The following is a 23,164-nucleotide window of genomic DNA, read 5'->3' on the forward strand; positions in this document are numbered from 1 at the left end:
TCCCCCGTCGATCGGGGGAGAGGTGTCGAGCGAAGCTCGACGGAGTGGGAGTCGACCCTTGGCGCGGTGCAGGAAGATTCTTGCGCCCTGGTCCCTTTTCAATGTCCGTCGGCGGCGGTGGCCAGGTGGTTCCCCCACTCCGTTGCCGCTTCGCAGCGTCGCCTATTCCCGTCCGGAGGGAGAGGAAAGGACCTCGTCGCCGGCCTACGCCAATTTCGCCAGCAGCTTCATGAAGGTGGCGATCTCCCTGGCCGTGAGCGGTGCCAAGGTTTCCTCGGTAATCTCGCGCGCCAGCGGGATCAGGCGTTCGATCGCCTCGCGCCCTTCGGCGGTCAAATTGACCAGCAGCCGGCGCTTGTCGCCCTCGTGCTTGGAGAGTTCGACAAGGCCGCGCGCCTTCAGCCGGTCGATGACGCCCTTGACCGTCGCCGCATCCATGGCGATCAGCGTGCCGAGCTGGTTCTGCGAAGTCTCCCCGACATCGCGCAGCTTGGCCAATGCCGCGAATTGCGGTGGCGTCAGGTCGCCGATATGGGCAGCGAAGATCGAGACGTGGCGCTGATGCGCCTTGCGCAGGATGAAGCCGACCTGCTCCTGCAGGTGGTAGTCCTGATCGTCCGCCTCCTCGACCTCGACCAGCTTCAGCAGATTGTCCTCGCCGCTCACCGCAGCCCGTCCCATGCCTTGATGTCGTCGGCGGCCAGGCCGCCCATGCGATTGTGCACTCGCGGACCGCAGGTCATGGCGAGGCAGAACAGGATCTCGTCGGGACGCGGTCCGTCGCTGACGCCGACTTCCATCGCATCGAAATGGCTGCGCACATAGGCGGCGTTGATGTGGCCGAGAGGCACATCCAGCCGCGAGCCGAAGGCGCCGACCTTCTTGGCCGACGGCACGATCGCCTTGGCGTCGCCGAGCCGCTCGCGCATGGCGTAGCCGCCCGGCACATGCCAAAGCGCGCCATGCTCGAGTTCGCCCGATGTGCCGACGATGGCGCCTTTGCCATAGCCGTCGATCTGCTTCACGTCGCCACCCAATGCCGCGATCAGCCGGTCGGCGAGCAGCAGGCCAAGCGGCTTCAGATCGTCCATGGCGCTCTGCAACTCCTCGGCATAGCGCCCGGCGAACGGGTTCTTTACCAGCGCCATGGCGGCGGCACGGCGGCGCGGCACCTTGGGCGCCGGCCCGCCCTCATGAAAGATCTCTTCGGTCAGCACCACGATCTTGCGGAGCGGAAACTCAGGCATGGGCAACTTCCTTCCCTGGACTTTTGTCGGACGCGGCAAGCGCCATTGAGCCCTCGATGCGGGTCTGGCCGGCGAGGAACAGCGCCGATGCGGCGACCAGTCCCCTGCGGCGGAAATCTTCGGCGACGGCAAGTCCCCTGTCCAGCGCCGTGGCAATCTCTTTGGCAGAAAGCGGACCGACCTCCTGCGTCACCAGCCTGTCTCCAAGGTCGTTGTCCGGCGCCAGATCATGCGCGGGCACACGCCGAATAGCGGGATGGTTGGCCAAGTCGACGGCATTGGCGATCAGCGTCGCCGCGGCATCGGCCTCTGCGCCGGTCCTCGCCAGCACGGTGACGGCGTCGGCGATGCCCAAGGAAAACGAGCGCCCGCGCCAGCCGCTGGTGGCAACGCCTTGCACGCCGTCCTCGGCGCGGATGACGATGCGGTCGGCAAGGCCATGGCCGGTGCCGGCAATGGCAAGGGTGATCGACTGGCCGGTACCGAGATGAAGCGCGCTGTCGCCGCCATTGTTGACATACGCGCGATCGAGTTTTCGCCCGGTAATCAGTGCGGCAAGTATTTCGTCGGCTACCGAACCGGCGACGGCTGCCATCGGCGTGATGAAGTCGTCCGCCAACGGCGCGACCGCGACTTCCATGCGCCGCGCCGTCGGGCCGGCGAAGGCGCGCGGGCGCAACGTGGCCGGCCGGCGCAACTCGGGCAATTCCTCCACCAGTTCCGGCAGGATGGTCTGGAACCGCGCCACGGCCTGCTCATAAGCTCGCCGACATTCGCCTGGCGTCCCAAAGGCCTCGACGATCAGGTCGATCGGCCCGTGGTTGAGGTGCAGCCGCTTGCCATCCCCGAGCCAATGCGCTTGCGGGCCGTTCATCGTCATCCGGCCCCGTTCGCGGGCGCGCGCCGCAACTGCGCCAGCGGTGGCCACGGGTTGCCGGCCGGCGCACCGTCGCCCCGGCGCGCGTTCAGGTACTCGCCGCCCTTGGCGACGACATCCTCTACGCTGCGGATCTCGGCTTCGTAGCCGCCGAGCCTGATATAATCGTCGCGGCGCAGCGTGAATTCGATCGGCGCCACCAGCGCCGGCGTCGGCACATAACCGAAGGCGCCTTCCGGCACACGCGTCACATCCACCATCAGCGTGATGCCGCCGCCCGGCCAGACATAGACCGGCGCGCCGCCGACCGTCACATAGGTGGTCAGGCCCTGCACGGAACGCGTCAGGTTGACGGGATTCTCGGTGACGCCGGCGCGCAGCGAACCGCCGGCGCCGCCGATGAACAGCACGGTGCACAGCGCCGGTTCGCAATTGTCCTCGATCAGCCCCACGGATTTCTGCAATCGTTCGGGGAATGGCTTTTCGACTGGCTTCAACTGGTCGTCGAGTTCGTAATAGGCGAACTGCTCGCCGGTGGTCGAAACCATCAGCAGCGACAGGCCGGGCCGCGCGCCCTTCTTGGCGTTCCATTCGCCCAGGATCGACAGCGGGTCGGATATGCTGGTGCCGCCCCAGCCGAGGCCGGGCTCGGAGACCTTGAAATAGCGCCCAGGCGTCGAGCGGCGGCCGATGATCTTTATCCCCGTGTCCTGCCAGCCCAGCACCTTGCCGGCCTGATGCTCCGAGACGACGCCGGTTATGTGGTCGTCGACCACCACCACCTCGTCGACCAGCCCGCGCCATTGGGTGGCGAACATGCCGATGGTCGCCGACCCGCAGCCGACCCGCATGCGGTGCTCCTGCTTGCCGTCGATGACGGGCGGTTTGCCGGCTTCGACTGTTACGGTGGCGCCGCCATCGATGGTCAGTTCCACCGACTTGCGGTTGCACAGATCGAGCAGCGCATCGCAGGTGGCGCGGCCTTCGGCCTTGGAGCCGCCGGTCAGATGATGCACGCCGCCCAGCGACAGCATCTGCGAGCCATATTCGCCCGTCGTGACATGACCGATCGCCTCGCCTTGCGACCGCACGACAGCCGTTTCGGGTCCGATATGACGGTCGGTGTCGATCTTCACCTTGACGCCGCAATAGGAGAAGATGCCCTCCGTGACGACGGTGACGAGATCGACGCCCTCGACCTGCTGGCTGACGATGAAGGGCGCCGGCTTGTAGTCGGGATAGGTGGTTCCTGCCCCGATCGCCGTGACGAAGCGGCGGCCGGTGTTGACCAGTTCGCCGTCCCAGGCCTCGCCCTCGGCGACGAAGGGCACGACAGCGCCGCCGATCTCGGCGGTATGATCGAGAATGGTCAGCGGGTCCATGCGCACGATCCGGCCGCCGGCATTGCCGTAGCGGTCGCAAGCGCCGGTGCGGCCATCTGATATGTAGCACATCACAGGGCAGGCATCGCAGCGGATCTTCTCCGCCACCAGCTTCTCGCCGGGATCATGGGTTTCGAAGCGTTCGGCAAGCTCGCTCATCGGCATGCCTCCTTCTCGCGGATGGCGGCGCGGATGCGCGTCGGCGTTGCCGGAACTTTTGTGATCGTAATGCCGGTCGCATGGCGGATGGCGTTGAGGATCGCCGGCGCCGTCGGGATCAGCACATGTTCGCCCAGGCCCTTGGCGCCGAACGGCCCCTCCGGGTCTGGCACCTCGATCAATATCGTCTCGATCGGCGGCACGTCGCCGATGGTCGGAATGAGATAATCGTGCAAATTCTCGGTGCGGCCGGGAATATACTCTTCCATCAGCGCCATGCCGATGCCTTGCGCGATGCCGCCCTCGATCTGACCCTCGACCAGCAGCGGGTTGATCGCCTTGCCGACATCGTGCGCGGCTGTGATCTTGACCAGCTTGACCGTGCCGAGCTTGAGGTCGACCTCGAGCTCGGCGATCTGCGCGCCGTAACCATAGACCGCATAGGGCTTGCCCTGGCCCTTGGCGTCGAGCGGCAGCGTCGGCGGGTCGTAGGTCTCCTCGGCGCGGAAGACGAAGCCGTGGATATCCGCTTCGAGTGTGCCAAGATCGACACGGCGGACCGCCTCGCCCTCACGGATGACGATCGCCGGACCTTCGAGCTGAAGCGACGCTTTTTCCGAGACATTGGCAAAGCGCAGGATTTTTTCGCGCAAGGCGCGGCCGGCCTTCTCGGCCGCCTTGCCGGTGACGAAGGTCTGGCGCGAGGCCGAGGTCTTGCCGGCATCGGGAGTGATCGCGGTGTCGGCGTTTTTCAGCCGGAACCTTTCCAGGGGCAGGCCGAGCGCGTCGGCGCAGATTTGCGTGATGACGGTGTTGGAGCCCTGGCCGATGTCGACGGCGCCCTGGTGCAGGATGATCTCGCCTGACGCCGCGATGCCGACCCGGATGGTCGACGGATTGGGCAGCGAGGTGTTACCGCAGCCGTACCAGCAGGAGGCGATGCCGACGCCGCGCTTTTTATCCGTGTTGGCACCGTTGAAGGCATCCGCCTCAGCCGCTGCACGCGTCCAATGCGGCCGCAGGGCATCGAGGCATTCGGCAATGCCGACGCCCGACTCCAACCTTTGTCCCGTGACCGTTTCGGATCCGTTACGAAGGCAGTTTTTCAACCGAAAGTCGAGCCGATCGATACCGAGCTTGCCGGCCAGCTCATCGTACAAGGTCTCCTGCATGATGGTCGCCTGCGGCACGCCGAAGCCGCGGAAAGCGCCGGAAATCGGGCCATGCGTGTGGATAGCGCGGCCTTCGGCGCGGTAGTTCGGGGTCGCATAAGGACCCGAGGCATGCACCGGCACGCGGTTGGCGACGGTCGGTCCCCAGCTCGCGTACGCTCCGGTGTTGAAATCGCCTGAGAAAATCATGCCGGTGACATGGCCCTCGGCGTCGGCGCCAATGGTCGCTTGCATCTGCGCGGGGTGGCGCTTGGTGGTCGACACCATCGATTCATTGCGCGTATAGGCAAGCGCCGCCGGCCGCCCGGTCCTCATCGCCACAAGGCCGATCAGCGGTTGCAGGGACACGTCGAGTTTGGAACCAAAACCGCCGCCGGTCGCGGTCGGCACGATGCGCACCTTGTCGACGGGCAGGCCCAGCACCTTCGCCGTGTCGTCGCGATCCATATAGGGCGCCTGCGTGCAGGCGACGACGACCAGCGTGTCGCCATCCATATAGGCATGGCCGGCTTCCGGCTCGATATAGGCATGCTCGACATAGGACGTCTCGATCGCACCGGTCACGGTGACAGCGGCATCGGCAAGCGCCGTCTCGGGATCGCCGCGTTCGACGAAGCCCTTGGTCAGAAGGTTGGCCGGGCGGTTCACATGGATCAGCGCCGCTCCTTCGGCCTGTGCCTCGCAAGGCTGCAACAGATGTGGCAATTCGGTCCAGCGGATCGGGAAATCCGACAGGTCGAGATCGAGCATCGCCTCGCGCTCGCCGGCAACAAGCGCCACCGCCTCGCCGCGAAACCGCGCCAAGCCTTCGGCGAGAGCCGGCTGGTCGGCGAACGGACCGATGACGCCGAAACAGTTCTTTCCCGGGATATCGGCCGCCGTGAAGATACCGGCGATGCCGGGACGAGCTTTTGCCCAGCCATCGAGGTCGCCGAAGGCGAAGCTGGCATGGTAGTGCGGCGAGCGGATTACCAGCACCGCCAGCGCATCGGCCGGGAACGAATCGCCGCCGAATTTCTCACCGCCGGTCACCTTCGGCACGCCATCGAGCCGGATCGGGGAGGAACCAATGGCGTGACCGGACCGAGGCAGACGGAAATCCAGGCTTGCAGCCTGGGCGGACGCATCCATCACAGCAGCGACGATCTTCCGGTACCCGGTGCAACGGCAGAGGACACCACCAAGCGCGTCCTGCACTTCGATCTCGCTCGGCCTGGCTTTCTTCTCCAGCAGGGCCGTCGCCGCCACCAGCAGGCCCGGCGTGCAGATGCCGCACTGCGCCGCACCATGCGCCAGGAAGGAGGCCTGTAGTGCCGACAGCCGGCCATTGGCGAGCCCTTCGACCGTCGTTACCGACGCTCCGGCGGCCGACGCCGCAGGCATCAGGCAGGCGCAGACCGGATCGCCATCGACCAGCACCGTGCAGGCGCCGCAGTCGCCGGCGTCGCAGCCGACCTTGGTCCCGGTCAGCAGCAATTCATCGCGCAGCACCGAGGACAGCCGGCGCAGCGGCGGCACGTTGACCGAGACGGCGGCGCCATTGACCGCGAAGGTGATCTCCGCGCGTGCGAGGCCGGGCTGACCTGCGTCACTGTCGGAAAGGGCTCCGCCGGGTCGACCTTGGCTGATGTCAGGCTGTGCTTTGTTCATGCCGCCGCCGTCCTGTCACCATTCACCGGCCCCGCAGCCGCCAGCACGGCGCGGACAACGATTTCGCGCGCCGCGTCCTGCCGGTATTCGGCGCTGCCGCGCACGTCGCCGATCGGCGACAGCTCTTCCATCGGCGCGGCGAGGACCGCTGTGGCCAGCCCATGATCCGCCGCCAGTCCGCGCAGGGCCGCCTCGACCCCGCCGAGCCGCTTTGCAACAGCCGAGCAGGAACCGACGGCGACCGCCGCTTGCTCGACGCTGCCGTCCTGCACGACCAGGCGTGCCCCCACCATGGCGATCGAGATGACGAGATAGCGCCGCGCGCCGAGCTTGACGAAAGCCGACATACCCGCGCCGGCCGCTTTCGGCACGCGGATGGCGGTTACCATCTCGCCGGGCCGCAGGTCCGTGCGGCGATTTCCGAGGATGAATTCCCGGAGCGGCAGGTGGCGCACCGCTTGCGCCGAGCGCAGTTCTATCTCGGCGTCGAGCACCAGCAGCGCCGGCACGCCATCCGCGGCCGGCGAAGCGTTGCAGAGATTGCCGGCGATCGAGGCGACATTCTGGATCTGAACGGACCCGACCTCCCGCGCGGCCGCTTTCAGCGCATCGAAGGCCGGCGGCAAGGGATGGCGAACGATATCGGTCCAGCTGGTGCGCGCCCCGATCTGCCAGTGCGTTTCCGTTTCCGCAATGCCGCGCAGCGCGGCCAGCCCGTTGATGTCGAGCACATTGTCGCGGAAAGGCCTGTTGCCTTGCGCCGGGTAGAAGTCGGTGCCGCCGGCAAGGATGCGCCACGAAGCTTCGCCAAGCAGGGCGAGCGCCTCGTCGACCGTGGTGGGTTTCGCGTAACGGATCACGCTTTGCCTTCCCAGAAAAAGGGCCTTTCCGAGGGAACTTGCCGGCGTCCGGGCCCGGCTTAAATTCATTCGTATGCAAATGATATCAAGTCGGCGGAAATTGTCAAAGCCGGAGTTTGCGCAGCACCCGCACGGCTGCCGCCGCCACGCATTTGTTCTCCGCAAAATCTAGGTGCTGGGGCGCCCTTTGCGCGTTCGGGGTTGCGCCCGGCGCTCTAATGGTTGACGCGGCCCGCCATCTGGTCAAGTTTCTCCCTCCGGTCGCGCCAGCGGCTTTCTTTCGCCGGGATCCCCTTGGGAGCCCGCGCCCGATACCGACAGGAAGGAACCCCATGGCCGAAGAAGCGCTTGTCGTCATCGACCTGCAGAACGACTTTTGCCCTGGCGGCGCGTTGGCTGTGACCGGCGGCGACGAGATCGTGCCGCTGGTCAACGACCTGATCCGGCGAACCGATCATGTCGTGCTGACGCAGGACTGGCATCCAGCCGGCCATTCGAGCTTTGCCTCAAGCCATCCAGGCGCCCAGCCTTTTGAAACCATCGAGATGCCCTACGGCCAGCAGACATTGTGGCCTGACCATTGTATCCAGGGCAGCCTCGGCTCGGATTTTCACTCGGGTCTTGCCTGGACCAAGGCCGAGCTCGTCATCCGCAAGGGATTTCGGCCTGATATCGACAGCTATTCGGCCTTCTTCGAGAACGACCACACGACGCCGACCGGCCTTGCCGGCTATCTCAGGGAGCGCGGCATCGACAGTCTGACCCTGGTCGGCCTGGCGACCGATTTCTGCGTCGCCTTCTCGGCGCTCGACGCGGTCAAGCAGGGGTTCAGGACCACTGTCAGGCTCGATGCCTGCCGCGGGATCGACCTCAACGGTTCGGTCGAGACGATGTTGGCAAGGATGCGCCAAGCAGGCGTGACGCTCGAAGACCACGCGGCGGACTGACCTCATCGTGGGAGAAGAGAAGGGGTCGATAGGGGCGACGGCTTTGACGGCAAGTGCCGTGGTGGCTGTCGCGATGCTGTTACCGGGAACGGCCTTCGCCGCGGAAGAGCACGGCCTGCCAGGCCGGACGATGTCGCTGTGGTGGGCACTGCCCTTTGCCGGGCTGTTGCTTTCGATCGCCACGGGACCGCTGCTTTTCAACCATGTCTGGGAGCATCATTACGGCAAGATTGCTGCATTTTGGGCGGCTCTCGTGGTGGTGCCGCTCGCATCGGCCTTCGGCACGACGGTGGCAACGGAAGCGGTGCTGCATGCGCTGCTCACCGAATACATGTCGTTCATCATTCTCCTGTTCGCGCTGTTCACCATTTCGGGCGGCATTCTCGTGGCCGGCAACATCCACGGCACGCCATTGGTCAATGCCGGGCTGCTGCTCATCGGCGCCCTGCTCGCTTCCGTCATCGGCACCACCGGCGCCTCGATGATCCTGATCCGGCCGCTCATCCGCGCCAATGACAACCGGGCGTTCAACGCCCATGTCATCATCTTCTTCATCTTCCTGGTGTCCAACATCGGCGGTTCGCTGACGCCGCTCGGCGACCCGCCGCTGTTCGTCGGCTTCCTGCGCGGCGTCGATTTCTTCTGGACCACCGCCAACCTCTGGCGCGAGACCCTGTTCGTCAGCGTCGTCGTGCTCGCCGTCTTCCTGGCGATCGACACCACGCTGCATCGCCGCGAAATGGGCGCGCCAAAGATCAAGGACCCGACGCCGGACACGAAAGTGCGCATCCGCGGCCTGCCCAACCTGCCGCTGCTGGCCGGCGTGATCGGTGCGATCCTGCTTTCGGCCACATGGAAGCCCGGCATCAGTCTTTCCATTCAGGGGGTGGACCTCGAGTTGCAGAACCTTGTGCGCGATGTCGTCATCCTGGCGCTTGCCTTCGTTTCGCTGGCCGTCTCGCGCAAGGAGTATCGGCAGGCGAACGGTTTCAACTGGGGGCCGATCGCGGAAGTGGCGAAACTGTTCGCCGGCATCTTCGTCTGCATCGTGCCCGTGGTCGCCATCCTGAGGGCCGGCCACGAAGGCGCGCTTGCGCCGCTGGTCGCGCTCGTCACGTCAGCGCAGGGCATGCCCAACGATCTCGCCTATTTCTGGCTGACCGGAGCGCTGTCGTCCTTCCTGGATAACGCTCCGACCTACCTGGTGTTCTTCGAGCTGGCCGGCGGCGCTCCCCGGCATCTGATGACGGAGCTCGCTTCGACCTTGGCGGCGATCTCGGCGGGTGCGGTGTTCATGGGCGCCAACACCTATATCGGCAACGCGCCGAACTTCATGGTCTACGCCATTGCCCGGCACCGCGGCGTGAACATGCCGGGTTTTTTCGGCTACATGGCATGGTCGGGCGCGGTGCTGATCCCCACGTTCTTGATGGCGGGCTTCCTGTTCTTCGGGTGAGCCGGCGAGGACGCCAGGCCCTTACCTTCCACAAGGGGAGGGCAAATCCTCAGCCTACGCCGACATAGCGCCTGACCGCCGACGGGTCGGCGCGCAACGCCTCTACGTCGACCGTCTCACGGTTGCGGCCATTCTCGATGAAGGCGACGCGGTCGGCGACCGACAGCACGGCATCGACCCGCTGCTCCACCAGGATGGTGGAAACGCCCAGTTCGCGCAGCTTGGCCACCGTCTCGCGGATTTTTGCGATCATCGACGGCATCAGCCCTTCGGTCGGCTCGTCGAGCAGTAGCACCTGCGGTTCCAGGCAGAGCGCGCGTGCCATGGCCAGCATCTGCTGCTCGCCGCCCGACAAGGTGCCCGAGCGCTGCCTGAGCCGCTGGCGCAGCACCGGGAACAGGTTGAGCACGTTTTCGCGCACGGCCTTCCCCTTGCCGCGCGCCATCAGCCCGATCTCGATGTTCTCCGCCACCGTCATTTCGGCGAACAGCCGCCTGCCTTGCGGCACATAGGCAATGCCGGCTTTAGGCACCTCGTGGGCGGCCAGACCGGTCAATTCCTGGCCTGCGAGGCTGATCGAACCGGCACTCGCCCGGACCAGCCCCATGATGGCTTTCAGCGTCGTCGTCTTGCCGGCGCCGTTGCGGCCGAACAGGCACAGCACCTCGCCCTTGTTCAGCGCCAGGTCGAGCCCATAGAGCACCTGAACCTCGCCATAGAAGCAGTCCAGTCCCGCGATCCGCAACGCTTGCGTCTTGCTCGTCTCGGTCATGGGGCGGTCCCGAGATAGGCTTCCTGCACCGCCGCATTTTCGCGGATCGCCTCCGGCGTGCCCTCTGCCAGGATCTTGCCGGCGTTGAAGACGGTGATGCGGTCGGCCAGTTGCATGACGACAGGCATGTTGTGTTCGATCAGCAGCACCGTGGCGCGGTCGGCGATGTCGCGCACGAGTGCGATGAAATTGTCGATCTCGCTGTCGGCCAGCCCCTGCGTCGGCTCGTCGAGGATCAGCAGGCGCGGCTTCAGCGCCAGGCCCATCGCCACCTCCAGCAGCCGCTGGTGGCCATAGGACAACTGCCCGGCCTGCATATGGGCGCGGTCGGCCAGGCCGGTGCGTTCGAGCGCCGACATGACGCCTGCCTTGATCGCGCCCTTCGAAAGGCCGTCGCTCAGCGTGAGCTGCACCGGCAGCGCGACATTGTCGTAGACGCTGAGATTGGCGAAGACGCTGGTGATCTGGAACGTGTAGGCGATGCCCTGGCGGACCCTGACATAGGCCGGCAGGCCGGTGATGTCGGAGCCGTCGAAAACGATCGATCCGGACGAGGGCGGGATACGGCCGCTGATCAGGCTGACGAAAGTGGTCTTCCCGGCACCGTTGGGGCCGATGACGGCGCAGATTTCGCCCGGCACCAAGGTGAAATCGACGCTGTCGACGGCGCGCAGGCCGCCGAAATTGCGCGACAGGCCTTTGGTGGTCAGAAGCGGCGTCATGGCAGCCATCCGAGCCAGCGCTGCCGGATGCTGCCCAGAATGCCTTTCGGGAAGAACAGCACCAGCAGGATCAACGCGACGCCGACGATCAACAGGTAGGCGGAGGTGAAGCCGCTCGTGACGTCGATGACATAGTACATGAACAGCGTGCCGATCAGCGGTCCGAGCGTGGTGGCGGCGCCGCCGAGCAGCACCCACAGCAGCGGCAGGATCGAGTACTGTACCGAGGCGAAGCTCGAGCCGACATAGCCGAACAGCAGCGCATAGGCAGCGCCCGACGCCGCGCAGATGGCGCCGGAGACGACCACGGCGGCGAGCTTGTTGGAGAAGGTGTCGTACCCCAGCATTTTGGTCCGTTCCTCGTTCTCGCGGATGGCGACCAGCACGCGGCCGTATCGGGAGCGGACGACGGCCAGCGTGACCAGAAGCACGAGCGAGAACAGAGCCAGCGCGCTCATGTAGCGCACCGTCGGATTGGTGAGATCGAGCGACGTCGCGCCGAAATTCAGGACGCGTGCCGGCTGCGGCACCACCATGCCCTGGTCGCCGCCGGTCCACGCGGCAAAATAGAGGATGAGGAGGTAAAAGACCTGCGCGAACATCATGGTGACGATCATGAAGGCGACACCCGTGGTGCGCAGCGCCAGCAGCCCGATCACCAGTGCCAGCACCGCGCCGCAGGCGATACCGCTCAACAAAGCCGCCGGCACGCTCCAGCCAAGCTGGATGACGGCAAGGCCGGCGCCGTAGAGGCCGGCGGCAAAGAACATGGCATGCCCGAGACTGAGCAGTCCGACATAGCCGAACAGCATGTTGTAGCCCATGGCGAAGACCGTCAGCACCATGATACGAGCGACGAGGCCGTGATGATAATCCGGCAGCACGAAGCTCAGGACAAAAAGCAGCGCGATGACGCCGAGATGCAAGCCATAGGCTTTTGCCGGCGAGGTCTCGCTCATCGCGTCGTCGTCCCGAACAGGCCCTGCGGCCGGAACACCAGCACCATGGCGACCAGCAGCGTGGCGATGATCTTGGCCAGCGTCGGCGAGAAGAACATCGAGATGATGCCGTCGGACAGGCCGATCAGCACGGCGGCGATGACGGTTCCGCGCAACGAGCCGAGGCCGCCGATGATGACGACGATGAAGGACAGCAGCAGCGGGTCCTGCCCCATCAGGTAATGCGCCTGGCTGATCGGCACGATCAGCACCGCGGCGATGGCCGCGAGCATGGCGCCGAGCGCGAAGACGCCGCCATAGACTCGATCGACAGGGATGCCGAAGGCCTGCGCCGTCTCGCTGTCATACTGCGTGGCACGCATGACGAGGCCGACCCTGGTGCGCGTCAGCACCAGCCATGTCACCACGAGCAGAAGGACGGATGCCGCGATGATCGACAGCTTGTAGCCCGAATAGCCGAACCACGGCAGAAGGATGCGATAGCTGAAGGGCGGCTCTACCGGGCGCGCTTCCGGACCATAGAAGGTCAGCGCCAGCTGCTGGATGATGTAGAGCATGCCGATGGTGGCGACGATGGTGGCTTCCGGATTGTAGTTCAGCCGGCGCAGCACCAGCCGCTCGGCCACCAGTGCAAGGGCGCCGACGACCAGCGGTGCGATGATAAGTGCCGCCAGGAACCCGAGCGCCGGATGGCCTCCGATCGCAGTCGTGATCGCCCAGGCGAGCACGGCTCCCAGCATGAAGAACTCGCCATGCGCGACGTTGACCACGCGCATCACGCCGAACACCAGCGACAGGCCGAGCGCGGTCAGCGCCAGCACGGCGGATGTGACGAGCCCTTCGAGGGCGGCAAGGAGGAGGTGGGGTCCGAAATGCATGGGTTAGGCACTCACCGATAGCGCAATCGCGCCCCTTGAGGGGGGTGAGAAGTGGTCCGCGCAGCGGACGGAAAGCCAATTGCTTGGCTTTCCGAACGACGAACGCCCGGAGCGACAGCGAAGGGCCGGGTCCGGCAGGACAGAGGGGGGCGGCTTGGCGCTCACGCTTGTTAGATGGCTAAGCCTACAACGCCTGCGTCGTATAATCCCCCTCGGCCTCGTAAAGCCCGTCCTCGATCTTGGTCTTGTGCACCACCTTGAGCTTGCCGCCGTCGACCTTGGAGATGTTCTGGATGCCGAAGCACTGGTGGATCTTGCCGTTGAAGGTTTTTGGCCCCTGCGGATGCTCCGGACCTTCGGCGAATTCGGTCAGCGCCTCGGTCGCCTCGACCAGCTTGGCGCGGTCTTCCGGGCCCTTGTAGCCGGCGTCTTCCATCGCTTTCTTGACGACGTAGAGCGTCTCCCAGCAGCCGAACATGTGCGCGGCGGTGGAGACATCCTTGGGGTCGCCGACGGCCGCGCCATTGTCGTCGATGCCGACGGCGGCGCGATAGGTCTTCTGCGCCTCGGAATCGTCCGCCTGGGCATAACGCGGCGAGCCTTCCCAGAAATGACTGCCGTCCAGGAATTCGAGCCCGGGGCTGTTGATGTCGACGGCTTCGAGCGAATCGATGAAGCCGAACAGCTGCGGCCGGTTGGAGCCGTAGAACTCGCCAAGCTCCTTGACGAAGGTGAGCACCGCCGGGCCGACCATGACGTGGTAGATCACCTCGGTCTCGGCAGGGATCTGCGGGAAGTATTTGGTGAAGGAGCTCTCCGTCGGTGGAATGGCGATTTGCGCGATGACCTCTGCGCCTTGCGCCTTCAACGCCGGCGGGAGGTAGTCGCGGTGGTCGTAGCCGAAAGCAAAATCGGGGAAGATCTGCGTCACCTTCTTGCCGGCATTGGCCGCGATCCACGGCGCCATCGACTGGATCTGGCTCTTTACGTCGGTGATGCCGGGCTGGAAGACATAGCGGTTGAGCTTGGTCGAGGCGACATGGTGGCCTTCGCTGACGACGAAATAGGGCATCTTGGCTTCGCCGGCGGCGGGTGCCGAGCCGATGACGACATGCGAAAACAAGGTGCCGAACACGATGTCGGTCTTGTGCTGGGTGGCGAACTTGCCGACCACCTCGGCACCGCGGCCGGGATCGGTGCCGTCATCCTCGATGATGACCTCGACCGGCCGGCCATTGATGCCGCCGGCCGCGTTGATCGCCTTGACCGCCGCGGCCGTGGTCTTCTCGTACCAGCGGCCATAGGCGGCGCCGATGCCGGTTCGGTGCGACTGGAAGCCAATCTTGATCGGGGCGGAGCTTTGCGCCTGGGAGTAGCGGACGAAACCGGGCGCGACCGCCAGGCCGGCGCCGGCGGCCAGACCCTTCAGCGCGGTGCGGCGGGTGAGACCGGCCTTGGAGAGATCGAAAAACCCATTCTTGTCAGTCACGGCAGTTCCCCTGTTTTTGAGTTTTGACCAATGGCTGGAACGTAGCAGACCGCGTCCTGCGGACGGCCGAAATTGCATGTGTACAAACTAAATCACCAAAGTCCGGACACGGCAATGCCGTTTCCCCAGGGGGATCCCGGTTTATTTCCACCGCGTCTAGCCAACGGTCGGCGTGGCGAGCAGCCAGAGGCCGAAGACGGTGTAGGCGATCATCAGCAAGGTGAGCGGAAACTGGCTGAGCGCGGCGCGGGCGGGAACCGGATGCAGGCGTGCGGCGAAGCCGTGGGCGACGAGCACGGCAAGCAGATGACCGAGAATGATGGCACCGGCCTGGATGTTCCACAGCCACCATGCCGAGCCCGCGCCGGCGATGATGCCGGCTTCGATCTGCATGTCGGCGGTGCCGAAAAGGTTCCAGCCGAGCGCAAACGGATCGGACAGTGCCGCAAGCGCATACTGGCCGTCGACCAGCAGCGCCGTCAGGTAATGCGCGATGTGGTAGGCGAGCGCGATCGGCACGATCGACCAGACCAGCAGCCCCGTCGCCTCGCCAAGCCTGTGGCCGTCGCCGGCGAGCTTCTGGCCGACGACCACGGCAAGCAGGAAGACCGCCGCAAGCAGCATGAATGTCAGGACGAGGCCAAAACTGCCGCTGCCGATCACCGCCGTGCGGCCGGGGAATTCAAGCGGATTGATGCCGAACAGGCCCAGCCAGAAGAAGGTCTTCGACAGGCCGTCATAGGAAACCGAGGACAGGGCGAGCAGCAGGAAGGCCACGCCGCTTGCCGGCAAAGGCGCGGCGGTCAGCAGCTTGGCGCCCGGCCAGCATAGCGCAAGCCGGCCGCGCTCGTCGCGCACGAGCGGCGCGAAGCGTGCCACCATCGAGAAAAAGACGGTGAGGAATTCGCCGCTACGGGCCCACGCCCCATAACCGAACGACAGCATCGCCAGCAAGGTGAACAACCAGTAGAGGCCGGCGGCCCAGGCCAGCCGCGTCGGATCGTCGGGCGCTGGATCGATGAGTTCGAACCAGGCAAAAGCGAAGAACAGGACGACAGCCAGCCAGCAGCCGAGCCATGGCGGAAGGCGCCTGGCCGCTTCACCGCCTCTGCCGGTCAGACGCAACAGGAGACGCACCGGCCCGTACCAGGGATTGAGCCAGGACCAGAGATCGCCAAGGAAACCTTGCAGCAGCGTGAAGCCGGCCCACAGCAGTGTCCAGATCACCAAGGGCAGCGGGTTGGAGAGCGGATCGCGGCTGCCGAGAAAGCCGGCGGAGATGAGGAATGCCAAGCCGGCAAAGGATATCAGGCTGGCAGCGGTGCGGGCATCATCACCCAGTGTGAACAGTGGCAGGCGCCGCCGCCAGAAACGTTCGAGCCGATCCGCCGGCAGCAGCGCCAGCACGAGGAAGCTGGCGGCCACGGCAAAAGCGCCGCCGACAAGGTAATAGCTGGTCGGGAGAAGCAGGACGTGGCCGCGGTCCGAGGCGTGGGCGAAGGCTGGGGTGGGTGAGAGGAGCAATAGAGCGATAGGCAAAGATGCTAATGACCGACGACGGCACTCTACGGCGCCCCCCTCTGTCCTGCCGGACATCTCCCCCTCAAGGGGGGAGATTGGCGGTTTCTCTGTCGGCGCTTCCCTTGCAACGCCGGAGGTTCGCGAAGACGAAGATGACAGCATGATCTCCCCCCTTGAGGGGGAGATGTCCGGCAGGACAGAGGAGGGCGCCAAGGAACTCAGCCTATCCGACTTTGCCGTCTCGTATGGCGATGCCGGAAGCACCGGTCGTGCCCTCACACCTTGATCAACTGCTCCACCCGGTCCTTTTCACCGAAGATGCGCAGATACCGCTCGATCTCCTTGAGGTCGCCCGTCGCCTTGGCCGGATTGTCGGAGAGCTTGACCGCTGGCCGGCCGTTGGCCTCGGTCACCTTGCAGACCAGCGATATGGCGTCGAGGCTGTCGGTTGCCGTAGGCGCACAGCCCTCGAAATCATTGGTCAGGTTCGTGCCCCAGCCGAAGGACATGCGCACCTTGCCCTTGAAGTGGCGGTAGGTCTCCTCGATGGTCTCGACCTCGAGCCCGTCGGAGAAGATCAGCAGCTTCTGCCTGGGGTCCTTGCCCTTCTCGCGCCACCAGGACAGGATCTTCTCGCCGCCCTCGATCGGCGGCGCGCTGTCGGGGCGAAAGCCCGTCCAGTCGGCCACCCAGTCCGGCGCGTCGCGCAGGAAGGAAGCCGTACCGAAGGCGTCGGGCAGCACGATCAGCAAATTGCCGCCATAGTAGCGCTGCCAATCCTGCAGCACCTTGTAGGGCGCCTGTTTCAATTCCTTTTCCGAATTGGCCAGCGCCCCAAGCACCATCGGCAGTTCATGCGCGTTGGTGCCCAGCGCCTCGAGGTCGTTGTCCATGGCCAGAAGCACGTTGGAGGTGCCGGTGAAAGCCTCGCCGATGCCTTCCTTCAGCGCTTCCACGCACCAGCGCTGCCACAGGAAGGAATGGCGCCGGCGCGTGCCGAAGTCGGAAATACGGATGCCGGGCAGCGCCTTCAGCCGTTCGGTCTTGGCCCACATCTTGGCCTTGGCGCGGGCGTAGAGCACGTCGAGCGTGAAAGGCCCGAACGACCGCAAGGCGGCGCGCGAGCGCAATTCGTTGATGATGGCGAGTGCGGGAATCTCCCACAGCGTGGTGTACATCCACGGGCCGCTGAAGGAGAGTTCATACTGCCCGCCGCGCCTGGAAAGCTCGTACTCGGGCAACCGGAAATTCTCCAGCCAGGCCAGGAATTCCGGCTCGAATATCTGCTTGCGGCCATAGAAATTGTTGCCCCCCAGCCAGATCATCTCCTTCTTGGAGAAGCGCAAGGTGCGGGCGTGGTCAAGCTGTTCGCGCAACTCGCCCTCGTCGATCTCCTCGGCCAGCCGCACCGAAGTGGTGCGGTTGATCAGCGAAAAGGTGGCGTCGACCTTGGGGTACATGCCCCAGATCATCTGCAGCATCAGAAGCTTGTAGAAATCCGTGTCCAGCAGGCTGCGCACGATCGGGTCGAGCTTCCAGGTATGGTTGTAGACGCGCCGCGCAATATCGGTCCTGGCCATGTCTCGTTACCGCCTTCGCTGCCTGCCGCCCATGATCGCGACAGGCCTCATAGCATCGAATTGGCAAAAGCGCTGCCCGGTTTCAGGCTGGCCCGACAAAAAGAAAGACCTGCGGCAGCCAACCCGTCCGAACGCAATTGATTTTTCCAAAGCGCTACCGGACACTCCGGAGAAACAGACAGGAGAAAACCGACATGGGTTATGACAGCGGCAAGCTCGACGCGTTGCGCCGCAAATATGGCGAGAGCCATGGCGGCGAGATGTTCGACCCGAAGTTCCGCAAGGTCGCCGACAAGATATTCTCCAAGTCAGGCACGCGGCTGGCGCCCTATTCCGGTATCCCCACCTTCCTCGCCGCACCCTATCGCGAAATATCGGCCGACAACCCGGATTTCGGCGATTTGCAGGTGGCGATAACAGGCGTGCCGATGGATCTCGGCGTCACCAACCGGCCGGGCTCCCGCTTCGGGCCGCGGGCGCTGCGCGCCATCGAGCGCATCGGCCCCTACAATCACGTGCTGGAATGCGCACCGACGCATGAGCTCAGGGTCGCCGACATCGGCGACGTGCCGTTCCAGAGCCGCTACCGACTCGAGACCTGCCATGAGGACATCGAGCGCCGCACCAACCAGATCGTCGATGCCGGCGTCATTCCATTGTCGGTCGGCGGCGACCATTCGATCAGCCATCCGATCCTGAAGGCCGTCGGCAAGAAGGCCCCGGTCGGCCTCATCCACATCGACGCCCATTGCGATACAAGCGGCTTGTTCGACATGACCAAGTTTCACCATGGTGGCCCGTTCCGCAACGCGGTGCTCGATGGCGTGCTCGACCCGACGCGCACCATCCAGATCGGCATCCGTGGCTCGGCCGAATATCTGTGGGAGTTCACCTACGAATCCGGCATGACCGTGATCCATGCCGAGGAGGTGACCGGCCTCGGTATCCCCGCCATCATCGAGAAGGCGCGCAGAATAGTCGGCGACGGACCGACCTATGTCTCCTTCGACATCGACAGCGTCGATCCGGCCTTCGCGCCGGGCACCGGCACGCCGGAAGTCGGCGGCCTGACGACTCGGGAAGTGCTCGAACTGCTGCGTGGCCTCAAAGGCCTCAACATCGTCGGCGGCGACGTGGTCGAGGTGGCGCCGCAATATGATGCGACCACCAACACCGCGCATGCCGGCGCCCAGGTGCTGTTCGAAATACTGAGCCTGATGGTGTTCAGCCCGGCGCTCAAAAACAGCTGACGCCGACAATGACGGAAAGGCCACCGGACAACCCGGCGGCCCTCTGCATCAGTGTTCGAACACCAGCGGCGGCGCGAGGCGATCCCGCCGTAGCCAGCGCGCCAGAAGCAGCGCCGCCACCACCGCCAGTCCGCTGGACAGCCCGATCCAGATGCCGACGCCATGGAAGCCGAACGGGAAGGCGAGCAGCACGCCCAGCGGCAGGCCGACGCCCCAGTAGCCGATGGCGGCATAGATCATCGGCACCTTGGTGTCGTGCAGGCCGCGCAGCATGCCGGCGGCAACCGCTTGCGCGCCGTCGAAGACCTGGAACAGGGCCGCGAAGACCAGGAACGATACGGCAAGCGTGATCACCCTGGCATTGGCCGGATTGGTCAGATCGATGAAGGCGCTGATCAGGAGATGCGGCCACAGGATCATTACCAGGCCCATCAGGGCCATGAACGAGACGCCGATGACGAAGGCGGTCCAGCCGGCGCGCGAGACGCCTTCCGGATTGCCGGCGCCATGCGCAAGCCCGACGCGCACCGTCACCGCCTGGTTGAGACCGAGCGGCACCATGAAGGAGATCGAGGCGATCTGGATGGCGATGGCGTGCGCGGCAAGCGAATCCGCGTCGATCAGGCCCATCAGCAGCGCCGCGGCGTTGAAGATCGTCACCTCGAAAGCGAGGATGCCCGCGATCGGCAGGCCGAGCCGCAGCAGGCCCTTGAAGCGCGGCCAGTCGGACCGCCAGAAGCGGCCGAACAGATGATAGCGCCTGAATTTCTTCTCCCACATCACCACGGCGGCCATGCCGACGAACATCAGCGTTGAGGACAGCGAGGTGGCAAGGCCCGAGCCTGATATGCCCATGGCCGGAACACCGAGATTGCCGAACATGAACACCCAGTTGAAGAGCGCGTTGCAGGCGACGGCGACAAAGACGATTATCAATGCCCAGCCCGGCCGCTCCAGCGCCGAGATGAAGGAACGCAGCACAATATAGCCGTAGAAGGGCAGCACCGCCCATTCCAGCCAGCGCAGGTAGATGCCGGCGCTATGCGCCAGAGCGGGCTCCTGGCCCATGGCGAGCAGCACGTTCTCGCCGTGCCAGAGGAAGATCCAGATCGGGATGCAGATGAGGATCGCCAGCCACAGGCCCTGGCGCACGGTGCGGCGCAGGTCGCGCACCGAATGGCGGCGGCGGCCGAGCTCGGTCGCCATCATCGGCGAGGTCGCCAGCATCAGGCCGAGGCCGAAGATCAGCGGCATGAAATAGAGATTGGCGCCAAGCGCGCCGCTGGCCAGCGTGTCCGCCCCCAGCCTGCCCATCATCATGACGTCGGTGGCCGTCATGGCGGTCTGGCCGAGATTGGTCAGCACCATCGGCCAGGCGAGCGCCAGCGTCGCCCTGATTTCCTGACGCCAAAGATTTTCCGGCGCGCGAGCGCCGGCTTCGATCGCAGACATTGTTCCGCTCTTTCAAGGTCGCGGCGCGTCGGCAAAAAGCCGGAAGCCGCGTGTCAAACGGCAAAACCTTCAGTTTCGCGGCGTTTGCGCCGTCTCTTGAACGAAATGCGACATGAAGGCAAGGGAGGAGGCACTGGAAGAGATTGAGCCAGCGGCATGTCAGGGAGATGCCTGCGTCTCGTTCCCTTGCCGGCCAGGGGCTGCTACGGATCATCAAGAGACATGAGCAGCCGGCGAATTGCCGGGAGGGAAGGATGCAGTTCAGGCGCAGGAAAAATCCGGCCGCGATCCCGCGCACGGCGCCGGCCTTCGAACATATCGTCACCGAGGCGAGCGACAGTTTCCTGTGGCGGCTGGACGACTATCCCTGGGAGCGCAATGTCTGGAATTTCCATCCTGAGTACGAAATCCACCTGTTGCGAAAATCTTCCGGCGTCGTGCTGGTCGGCGACCACATCGGCGAGTTCGGGCCGGGTTATCTGACCATCGTCGGCGGCGGGCTGCCGCATGATTGGGTGACGGCGGTGCAGCCGGGCGAACTGATCGAAGGCCGCGACATCGTCCTCCAGTTCGATGCCGAGAGGCTGCGCGGCTCGGCTGGCCTGTTGCCCGAACTGCGCGAACTGGAGCCGTTTCTGGAGCGGTCGCTGCGCGGCATGGTTTTTCATGGCCGCACGGCATTGGAAGGCGCCGAGCTGATGGAACGGATGGGGGAGGTCAGCGGGCTAACCAGGTTCTGCCTGTTCCTGAATCTCGTCGATCTCCTCGCCAGGACCGACGAATACGAGCTGTTGTCCTCGCCGGATTTCTCCCCGGTTCTGGATGCCGCCTCGCTCGACATCATCCAGCGCACGCTGACCTATCTGTTCCAGCATTTCGCCGAGGATCTGAAGCTGCCTGATGTGGCGGCGCTCGCGGGAATGACCGAGAGCACATTCTCGCGCTTCTTCCAGAAGAACACCGGCAATTCCTTCAGTGACCACCTTGCCAAGCTGAGGCTCTGGCAGGCCTGCAAGCTGCTGGCCGATACCGATATTCCGATCACCGACATCTGTTTCCAGGTCGGCTACATGAACATCTCCAATTTCAACCGCGCCTTCATGCGCAAGCACAAGATGACGCCGTCATCCTATCGCAAGCTGTCGCGGCAGCGGCTGGCGATGCGCGCGTAAGCACGCCCTAAAAACCACCGCCCCCGAGTCCGTTCGATACTCATGTGAGATTGGCCGCAACGGGATGCCGGTTTTTGCGCCGCACAATGCATAAAAGTACAGGTCTTCTGCAACGGGGCTTCTAGCGTGAGCCGCTGCAACTCCGCATTTTGGCGATGGGTGGCAAGTCGCTCGGGCGATGGTGAGGATCGCGCAAGCCGAGGACGTCCGCTTCCTGCGACGTGTTCCTGGAGGAGAAAATAATGAAACCAATTCGGCTCGCTGCCAGCCTTGGTGCAGCTTTCATGCTTTCCGCTACCGTTTCCACCATCGCTTTGGCGCAGGCGCCGGTCTGCTCGGCGCCGGTCAAGGTGCTGGCGCAACCACGTGACGGCCTGACGCTTCTGGAGGACTCCAAGGCCGAGTTCGAGAAGCTTGCCGGCGCCGGCTTCCAGATCGATTACCTCAACGAGAACGACCGCCGCGCAAAATCACGCGCCGATGCGTCCACGGTCGGCAACTACAACGTCTACTATGTCGACGAAGCCAATGTCGCGCTGTTCGCGTCCTCGAAATGGATCGTGCCGCTGAGCGATTATTATCCGGCCGACTACGACTATGCCGATTTCGATCCGGGCCGCCAGAAGGTCGCCACCTATGATGGCAAGGTCTGGTTCGCGCCGCTGACCGGCGGCGGCGACCTGATGGTCTATCGCAAGGACGTGCTGGAGGCAGCCGGCATCCAGCCGCCGAAGACGCTCGACGAGCTGATCGCCGACGTGCCGAAGCTGACCAATCCGGACAAGGGCATGTATGGCATCGCGCTGCGCGGCGCGCGCGGTTCGGGCGCCAATGTCTGGCGCTGGATGCCGTTCTTCAAGGCCTATGGCGGCCAGTGGTTCGACGGCGACAAGCCGGTCTTCAATTCCGACGCCGCGGTCAAGGCGACCGAGACCTACCTGAAACTGTTCAAGGATTCGGCGCCCGGCACGCAGACCGGCAGCTGGGATGAATCGACCGGCGCCTTCCTGTCGGGCCAGGTCGCGATCCTGGTCGAATCGACGCCGCTGTCGGGCATGGCGGTCGACCCGAAGACCTCGCAGGTCGTCGGCAACATAGGTTTCCTGCCGCCCCCGTCGCCACTGCCCGGCGGCGGTTACGGCCATGGCCTCGCCATCGCAGCGAAGGCCAATGCCGACGACGCCTCGAAGAAATGCGCCGGCCTGTTCATCGCCTGGGCAACATCGAAGGAAAACGAGAAGCGCCGGCTCGACGCCCACCAGTTCGGCGAGCTGAACCGCACCAGCATTCTGGCCAGCAAGGAATTCGCCGATATTTACGGCGCCGATCTCGGCCAGGCACTGGCCGAAACCGGCAAGGTCACGGCGGTCAATTTCTGGCAGGACCCGCGTTGGCCCGATCTCGGCGACCGCTGGGGTATCATCCTCGAGGAATTGGTCACCGGTACCCGCACCGACATCAAGGGCGGCCTCAACGAACTCGAGGCCTATGCCAACGAGCTGGTGAAGAAATAAGCCATCCTCCCCCTGCGGCGCGCGGTCCACGGCATTCGGTGGAGCGCCGGAACCTGTGCGCCGCAGGTCTTGGTTTCATCATTGCGGTTTGAGCCAGCCTTCGCG

Annotated in this window: 19 protein-coding genes; 5 read left to right on the plus strand and 14 right to left on the minus strand. The window is 64.8% G+C overall.

Annotated features, from left to right (window positions below):
* Positions 1–204: 204 nt before the first annotated feature.
* From LB547_RS30090 to LB547_RS30115, 6 genes are read right to left on the minus strand one after another with little or no spacing between them, the layout of a single operon-like run.
* Positions 205–666 carry a MarR family winged helix-turn-helix transcriptional regulator gene (locus LB547_RS30090; RefSeq protein WP_140493433.1) on the minus strand — a complete coding sequence of 154 codons (462 nt, stop codon included), beginning with the start codon at positions 664–666 and terminating at the stop codon, positions 205–207.
* Complete coding sequence (locus tag LB547_RS30095) at positions 663–1,247, minus strand: amino acid synthesis family protein (protein WP_140673666.1); 585 nt, start codon at positions 1,245–1,247, stop codon at positions 663–665. Before LB547_RS30095 ends, LB547_RS30090 begins: the two co-directional genes overlap by 4 nt.
* Positions 1,240–2,121, minus strand: a complete 882-nt coding sequence (locus LB547_RS30100) for a UPF0280 family protein (protein ID WP_140764033.1) — start codon at positions 2,119–2,121, stop codon at positions 1,240–1,242. Before LB547_RS30100 ends, LB547_RS30095 begins: the two co-directional genes overlap by 8 nt.
* 2 nt (positions 2,122–2,123) lie before the next feature.
* Entirely contained in the window at positions 2,124–3,665 is a 1,542-nt protein-coding gene (locus LB547_RS30105; RefSeq protein WP_140763982.1) for a 6-hydroxynicotinate reductase, read from the minus strand.
* Positions 3,662–6,487, minus strand: coding sequence for a molybdopterin-dependent oxidoreductase (locus LB547_RS30110; RefSeq protein WP_140763985.1), 2,826 nt, complete (start codon positions 6,485–6,487; stop codon positions 3,662–3,664). Before LB547_RS30110 ends, LB547_RS30105 begins: the two co-directional genes overlap by 4 nt.
* Positions 6,484–7,347, minus strand: a complete 864-nt coding sequence (locus LB547_RS30115; protein WP_140763988.1) for an FAD binding domain-containing protein — start codon at positions 7,345–7,347, stop codon at positions 6,484–6,486. The genes LB547_RS30110 and LB547_RS30115 overlap by 4 nt, the downstream gene beginning before the upstream one ends.
* Positions 7,348–7,679: 332 nt before the next feature.
* Between LB547_RS30115 and pncA the strand changes: the two genes are divergently transcribed.
* Positions 7,680–8,294 carry a bifunctional nicotinamidase/pyrazinamidase gene (pncA, locus tag LB547_RS30120; RefSeq protein ID WP_140491392.1) on the plus strand — a complete coding sequence of 205 codons (615 nt, stop codon included), beginning with the start codon at positions 7,680–7,682 and terminating at the stop codon, positions 8,292–8,294.
* 73 nt (positions 8,295–8,367) lie between these two features.
* On the plus strand, positions 8,368–9,750 hold the full coding sequence (locus LB547_RS30125; protein WP_140583056.1) for a sodium:proton antiporter: 1,383 nt from the start codon (positions 8,368–8,370) through the stop codon (positions 9,748–9,750).
* Positions 9,751–9,799: 49 nt separating this feature from the next.
* Here the strand turns inward: LB547_RS30125 and LB547_RS30130 are convergent, their stop codons facing one another.
* From LB547_RS30130 to pncB, 7 genes are all read right to left on the minus strand, one after another.
* Positions 9,800–10,522 carry an ABC transporter ATP-binding protein gene (locus tag LB547_RS30130; RefSeq protein ID WP_140582849.1) on the minus strand — a complete coding sequence of 241 codons (723 nt, stop codon included), beginning with the start codon at positions 10,520–10,522 and terminating at the stop codon, positions 9,800–9,802.
* On the minus strand, positions 10,519–11,244 hold the full coding sequence (locus LB547_RS30135) for an ABC transporter ATP-binding protein (protein ID WP_140582852.1): 726 nt from the start codon (positions 11,242–11,244) through the stop codon (positions 10,519–10,521). The genes LB547_RS30130 and LB547_RS30135 overlap by 4 nt, the downstream gene beginning before the upstream one ends.
* Positions 11,241–12,203, minus strand: a complete 963-nt coding sequence (locus tag LB547_RS30140) for a branched-chain amino acid ABC transporter permease (protein ID WP_140582854.1) — start codon at positions 12,201–12,203, stop codon at positions 11,241–11,243. The genes LB547_RS30135 and LB547_RS30140 overlap by 4 nt, the downstream gene beginning before the upstream one ends.
* A complete protein-coding gene (locus LB547_RS30145) occupies positions 12,200–13,081 on the minus strand; it encodes a branched-chain amino acid ABC transporter permease (protein ID WP_140554619.1) in 882 nt (293 codons plus the stop codon). The genes LB547_RS30140 and LB547_RS30145 overlap by 4 nt, the downstream gene beginning before the upstream one ends.
* A gap of 184 nt (positions 13,082–13,265) precedes the next feature.
* The gene (locus LB547_RS30150) at positions 13,266–14,570 is read right to left on the minus strand and encodes an ABC transporter substrate-binding protein (RefSeq protein WP_140514345.1); all 1,305 of its coding nucleotides are present in this window, start codon (positions 14,568–14,570) and stop codon (positions 13,266–13,268) included.
* A gap of 156 nt (positions 14,571–14,726) precedes the next feature.
* Positions 14,727–16,166, minus strand: a complete 1,440-nt coding sequence (locus tag LB547_RS30155) for a hypothetical protein (protein ID WP_140763991.1) — start codon at positions 16,164–16,166, stop codon at positions 14,727–14,729.
* A gap of 200 nt (positions 16,167–16,366) precedes the next feature.
* Positions 16,367–17,671: a nicotinate phosphoribosyltransferase gene (pncB, locus tag LB547_RS30160; RefSeq protein ID WP_140514349.1), complete on the minus strand. Its 1,305-nt coding sequence runs from the start codon at positions 17,669–17,671 to the stop codon at positions 16,367–16,369.
* Positions 17,672–17,865: 194 nt separating this feature from the next.
* On the opposite strand from pncB, the gene speB reads away from it, so the two are divergent.
* A complete protein-coding gene (gene speB, locus LB547_RS30165) occupies positions 17,866–18,921 on the plus strand; it encodes an agmatinase (protein ID WP_140491375.1) in 1,056 nt (351 codons plus the stop codon).
* A 48-nt stretch (positions 18,922–18,969) separates the two neighbouring features.
* Here speB and LB547_RS30170 read toward each other — a convergent pair whose 3' ends face one another.
* The gene (locus LB547_RS30170; RefSeq protein WP_140491373.1) at positions 18,970–20,373 is read right to left on the minus strand and encodes an MATE family efflux transporter; all 1,404 of its coding nucleotides are present in this window, start codon (positions 20,371–20,373) and stop codon (positions 18,970–18,972) included.
* A gap of 254 nt (positions 20,374–20,627) precedes the next feature.
* On the opposite strand from LB547_RS30170, the gene LB547_RS30175 reads away from it, so the two are divergent.
* Positions 20,628–21,545, plus strand: a complete 918-nt coding sequence (locus LB547_RS30175; RefSeq protein WP_140559037.1) for an AraC family transcriptional regulator — start codon at positions 20,628–20,630, stop codon at positions 21,543–21,545.
* Between the two features lie 242 nt (positions 21,546–21,787).
* Complete coding sequence (locus LB547_RS30180) at positions 21,788–23,059, plus strand: ABC transporter substrate-binding protein (protein ID WP_140524194.1); 1,272 nt, start codon at positions 21,788–21,790, stop codon at positions 23,057–23,059.
* Positions 23,060–23,164 lie beyond the last annotated feature (105 nt).

It is taken from the genome of Mesorhizobium sp. B264B1B, from assembly GCF_020165765.1.
Classification (GTDB): domain Bacteria; phylum Pseudomonadota; class Alphaproteobacteria; order Rhizobiales; family Rhizobiaceae; genus Mesorhizobium.

Bases quoted from the DNA above. Each gene is read 5' to 3' on its own strand.
- LB547_RS30095 (WP_140673666.1), bottom strand. From the start codon at position 1,247: ATGCCTGAGTTTCCGCTCCGCAAGATCGTGGTGCTGACCGAAGAGATC.
- LB547_RS30100 (WP_140764033.1), bottom strand. From the start codon at position 2,121: ATGAACGGCCCGCAAGCGCATTGGCTCGGGGATGGCAAGCGGCTGCAC.
- LB547_RS30105 (WP_140763982.1), bottom strand. From the start codon at position 3,665: ATGAGCGAGCTTGCCGAACGCTTCGAAACCCATGATCCCGGCGAGAAG.
- LB547_RS30110 (WP_140763985.1), bottom strand. From the start codon at position 6,487: ATGAACAAAGCACAGCCTGACATCAGCCAAGGTCGACCCGGCGGAGCC.
- pncA (WP_140491392.1), top strand. From the start codon at position 7,680: ATGGCCGAAGAAGCGCTTGTCGTCATCGACCTGCAGAACGACTTTTGC.
- LB547_RS30125 (WP_140583056.1), top strand. From the start codon at position 8,368: ATGCTGTTACCGGGAACGGCCTTCGCCGCGGAAGAGCACGGCCTGCCA.
- LB547_RS30130 (WP_140582849.1), bottom strand. From the start codon at position 10,522: ATGACCGAGACGAGCAAGACGCAAGCGTTGCGGATCGCGGGACTGGAC.
- LB547_RS30135 (WP_140582852.1), bottom strand. From the start codon at position 11,244: ATGACGCCGCTTCTGACCACCAAAGGCCTGTCGCGCAATTTCGGCGGC.
- LB547_RS30140 (WP_140582854.1), bottom strand. From the start codon at position 12,203: ATGAGCGAGACCTCGCCGGCAAAAGCCTATGGCTTGCATCTCGGCGTC.
- LB547_RS30145 (WP_140554619.1), bottom strand. From the start codon at position 13,081: ATGCATTTCGGACCCCACCTCCTCCTTGCCGCCCTCGAAGGGCTCGTC.
- LB547_RS30155 (WP_140763991.1), bottom strand. From the start codon at position 16,166: ATGTCCGGCAGGACAGAGGGGGGCGCCGTAGAGTGCCGTCGTCGGTCA.
- pncB (WP_140514349.1), bottom strand. From the start codon at position 17,671: ATGGCCAGGACCGATATTGCGCGGCGCGTCTACAACCATACCTGGAAG.
- speB (WP_140491375.1), top strand. From the start codon at position 17,866: ATGGGTTATGACAGCGGCAAGCTCGACGCGTTGCGCCGCAAATATGGC.
- LB547_RS30170 (WP_140491373.1), bottom strand. From the start codon at position 20,373: ATGTCTGCGATCGAAGCCGGCGCTCGCGCGCCGGAAAATCTTTGGCGT.
- LB547_RS30175 (WP_140559037.1), top strand. From the start codon at position 20,628: ATGCAGTTCAGGCGCAGGAAAAATCCGGCCGCGATCCCGCGCACGGCG.
- LB547_RS30180 (WP_140524194.1), top strand. From the start codon at position 21,788: ATGAAACCAATTCGGCTCGCTGCCAGCCTTGGTGCAGCTTTCATGCTT.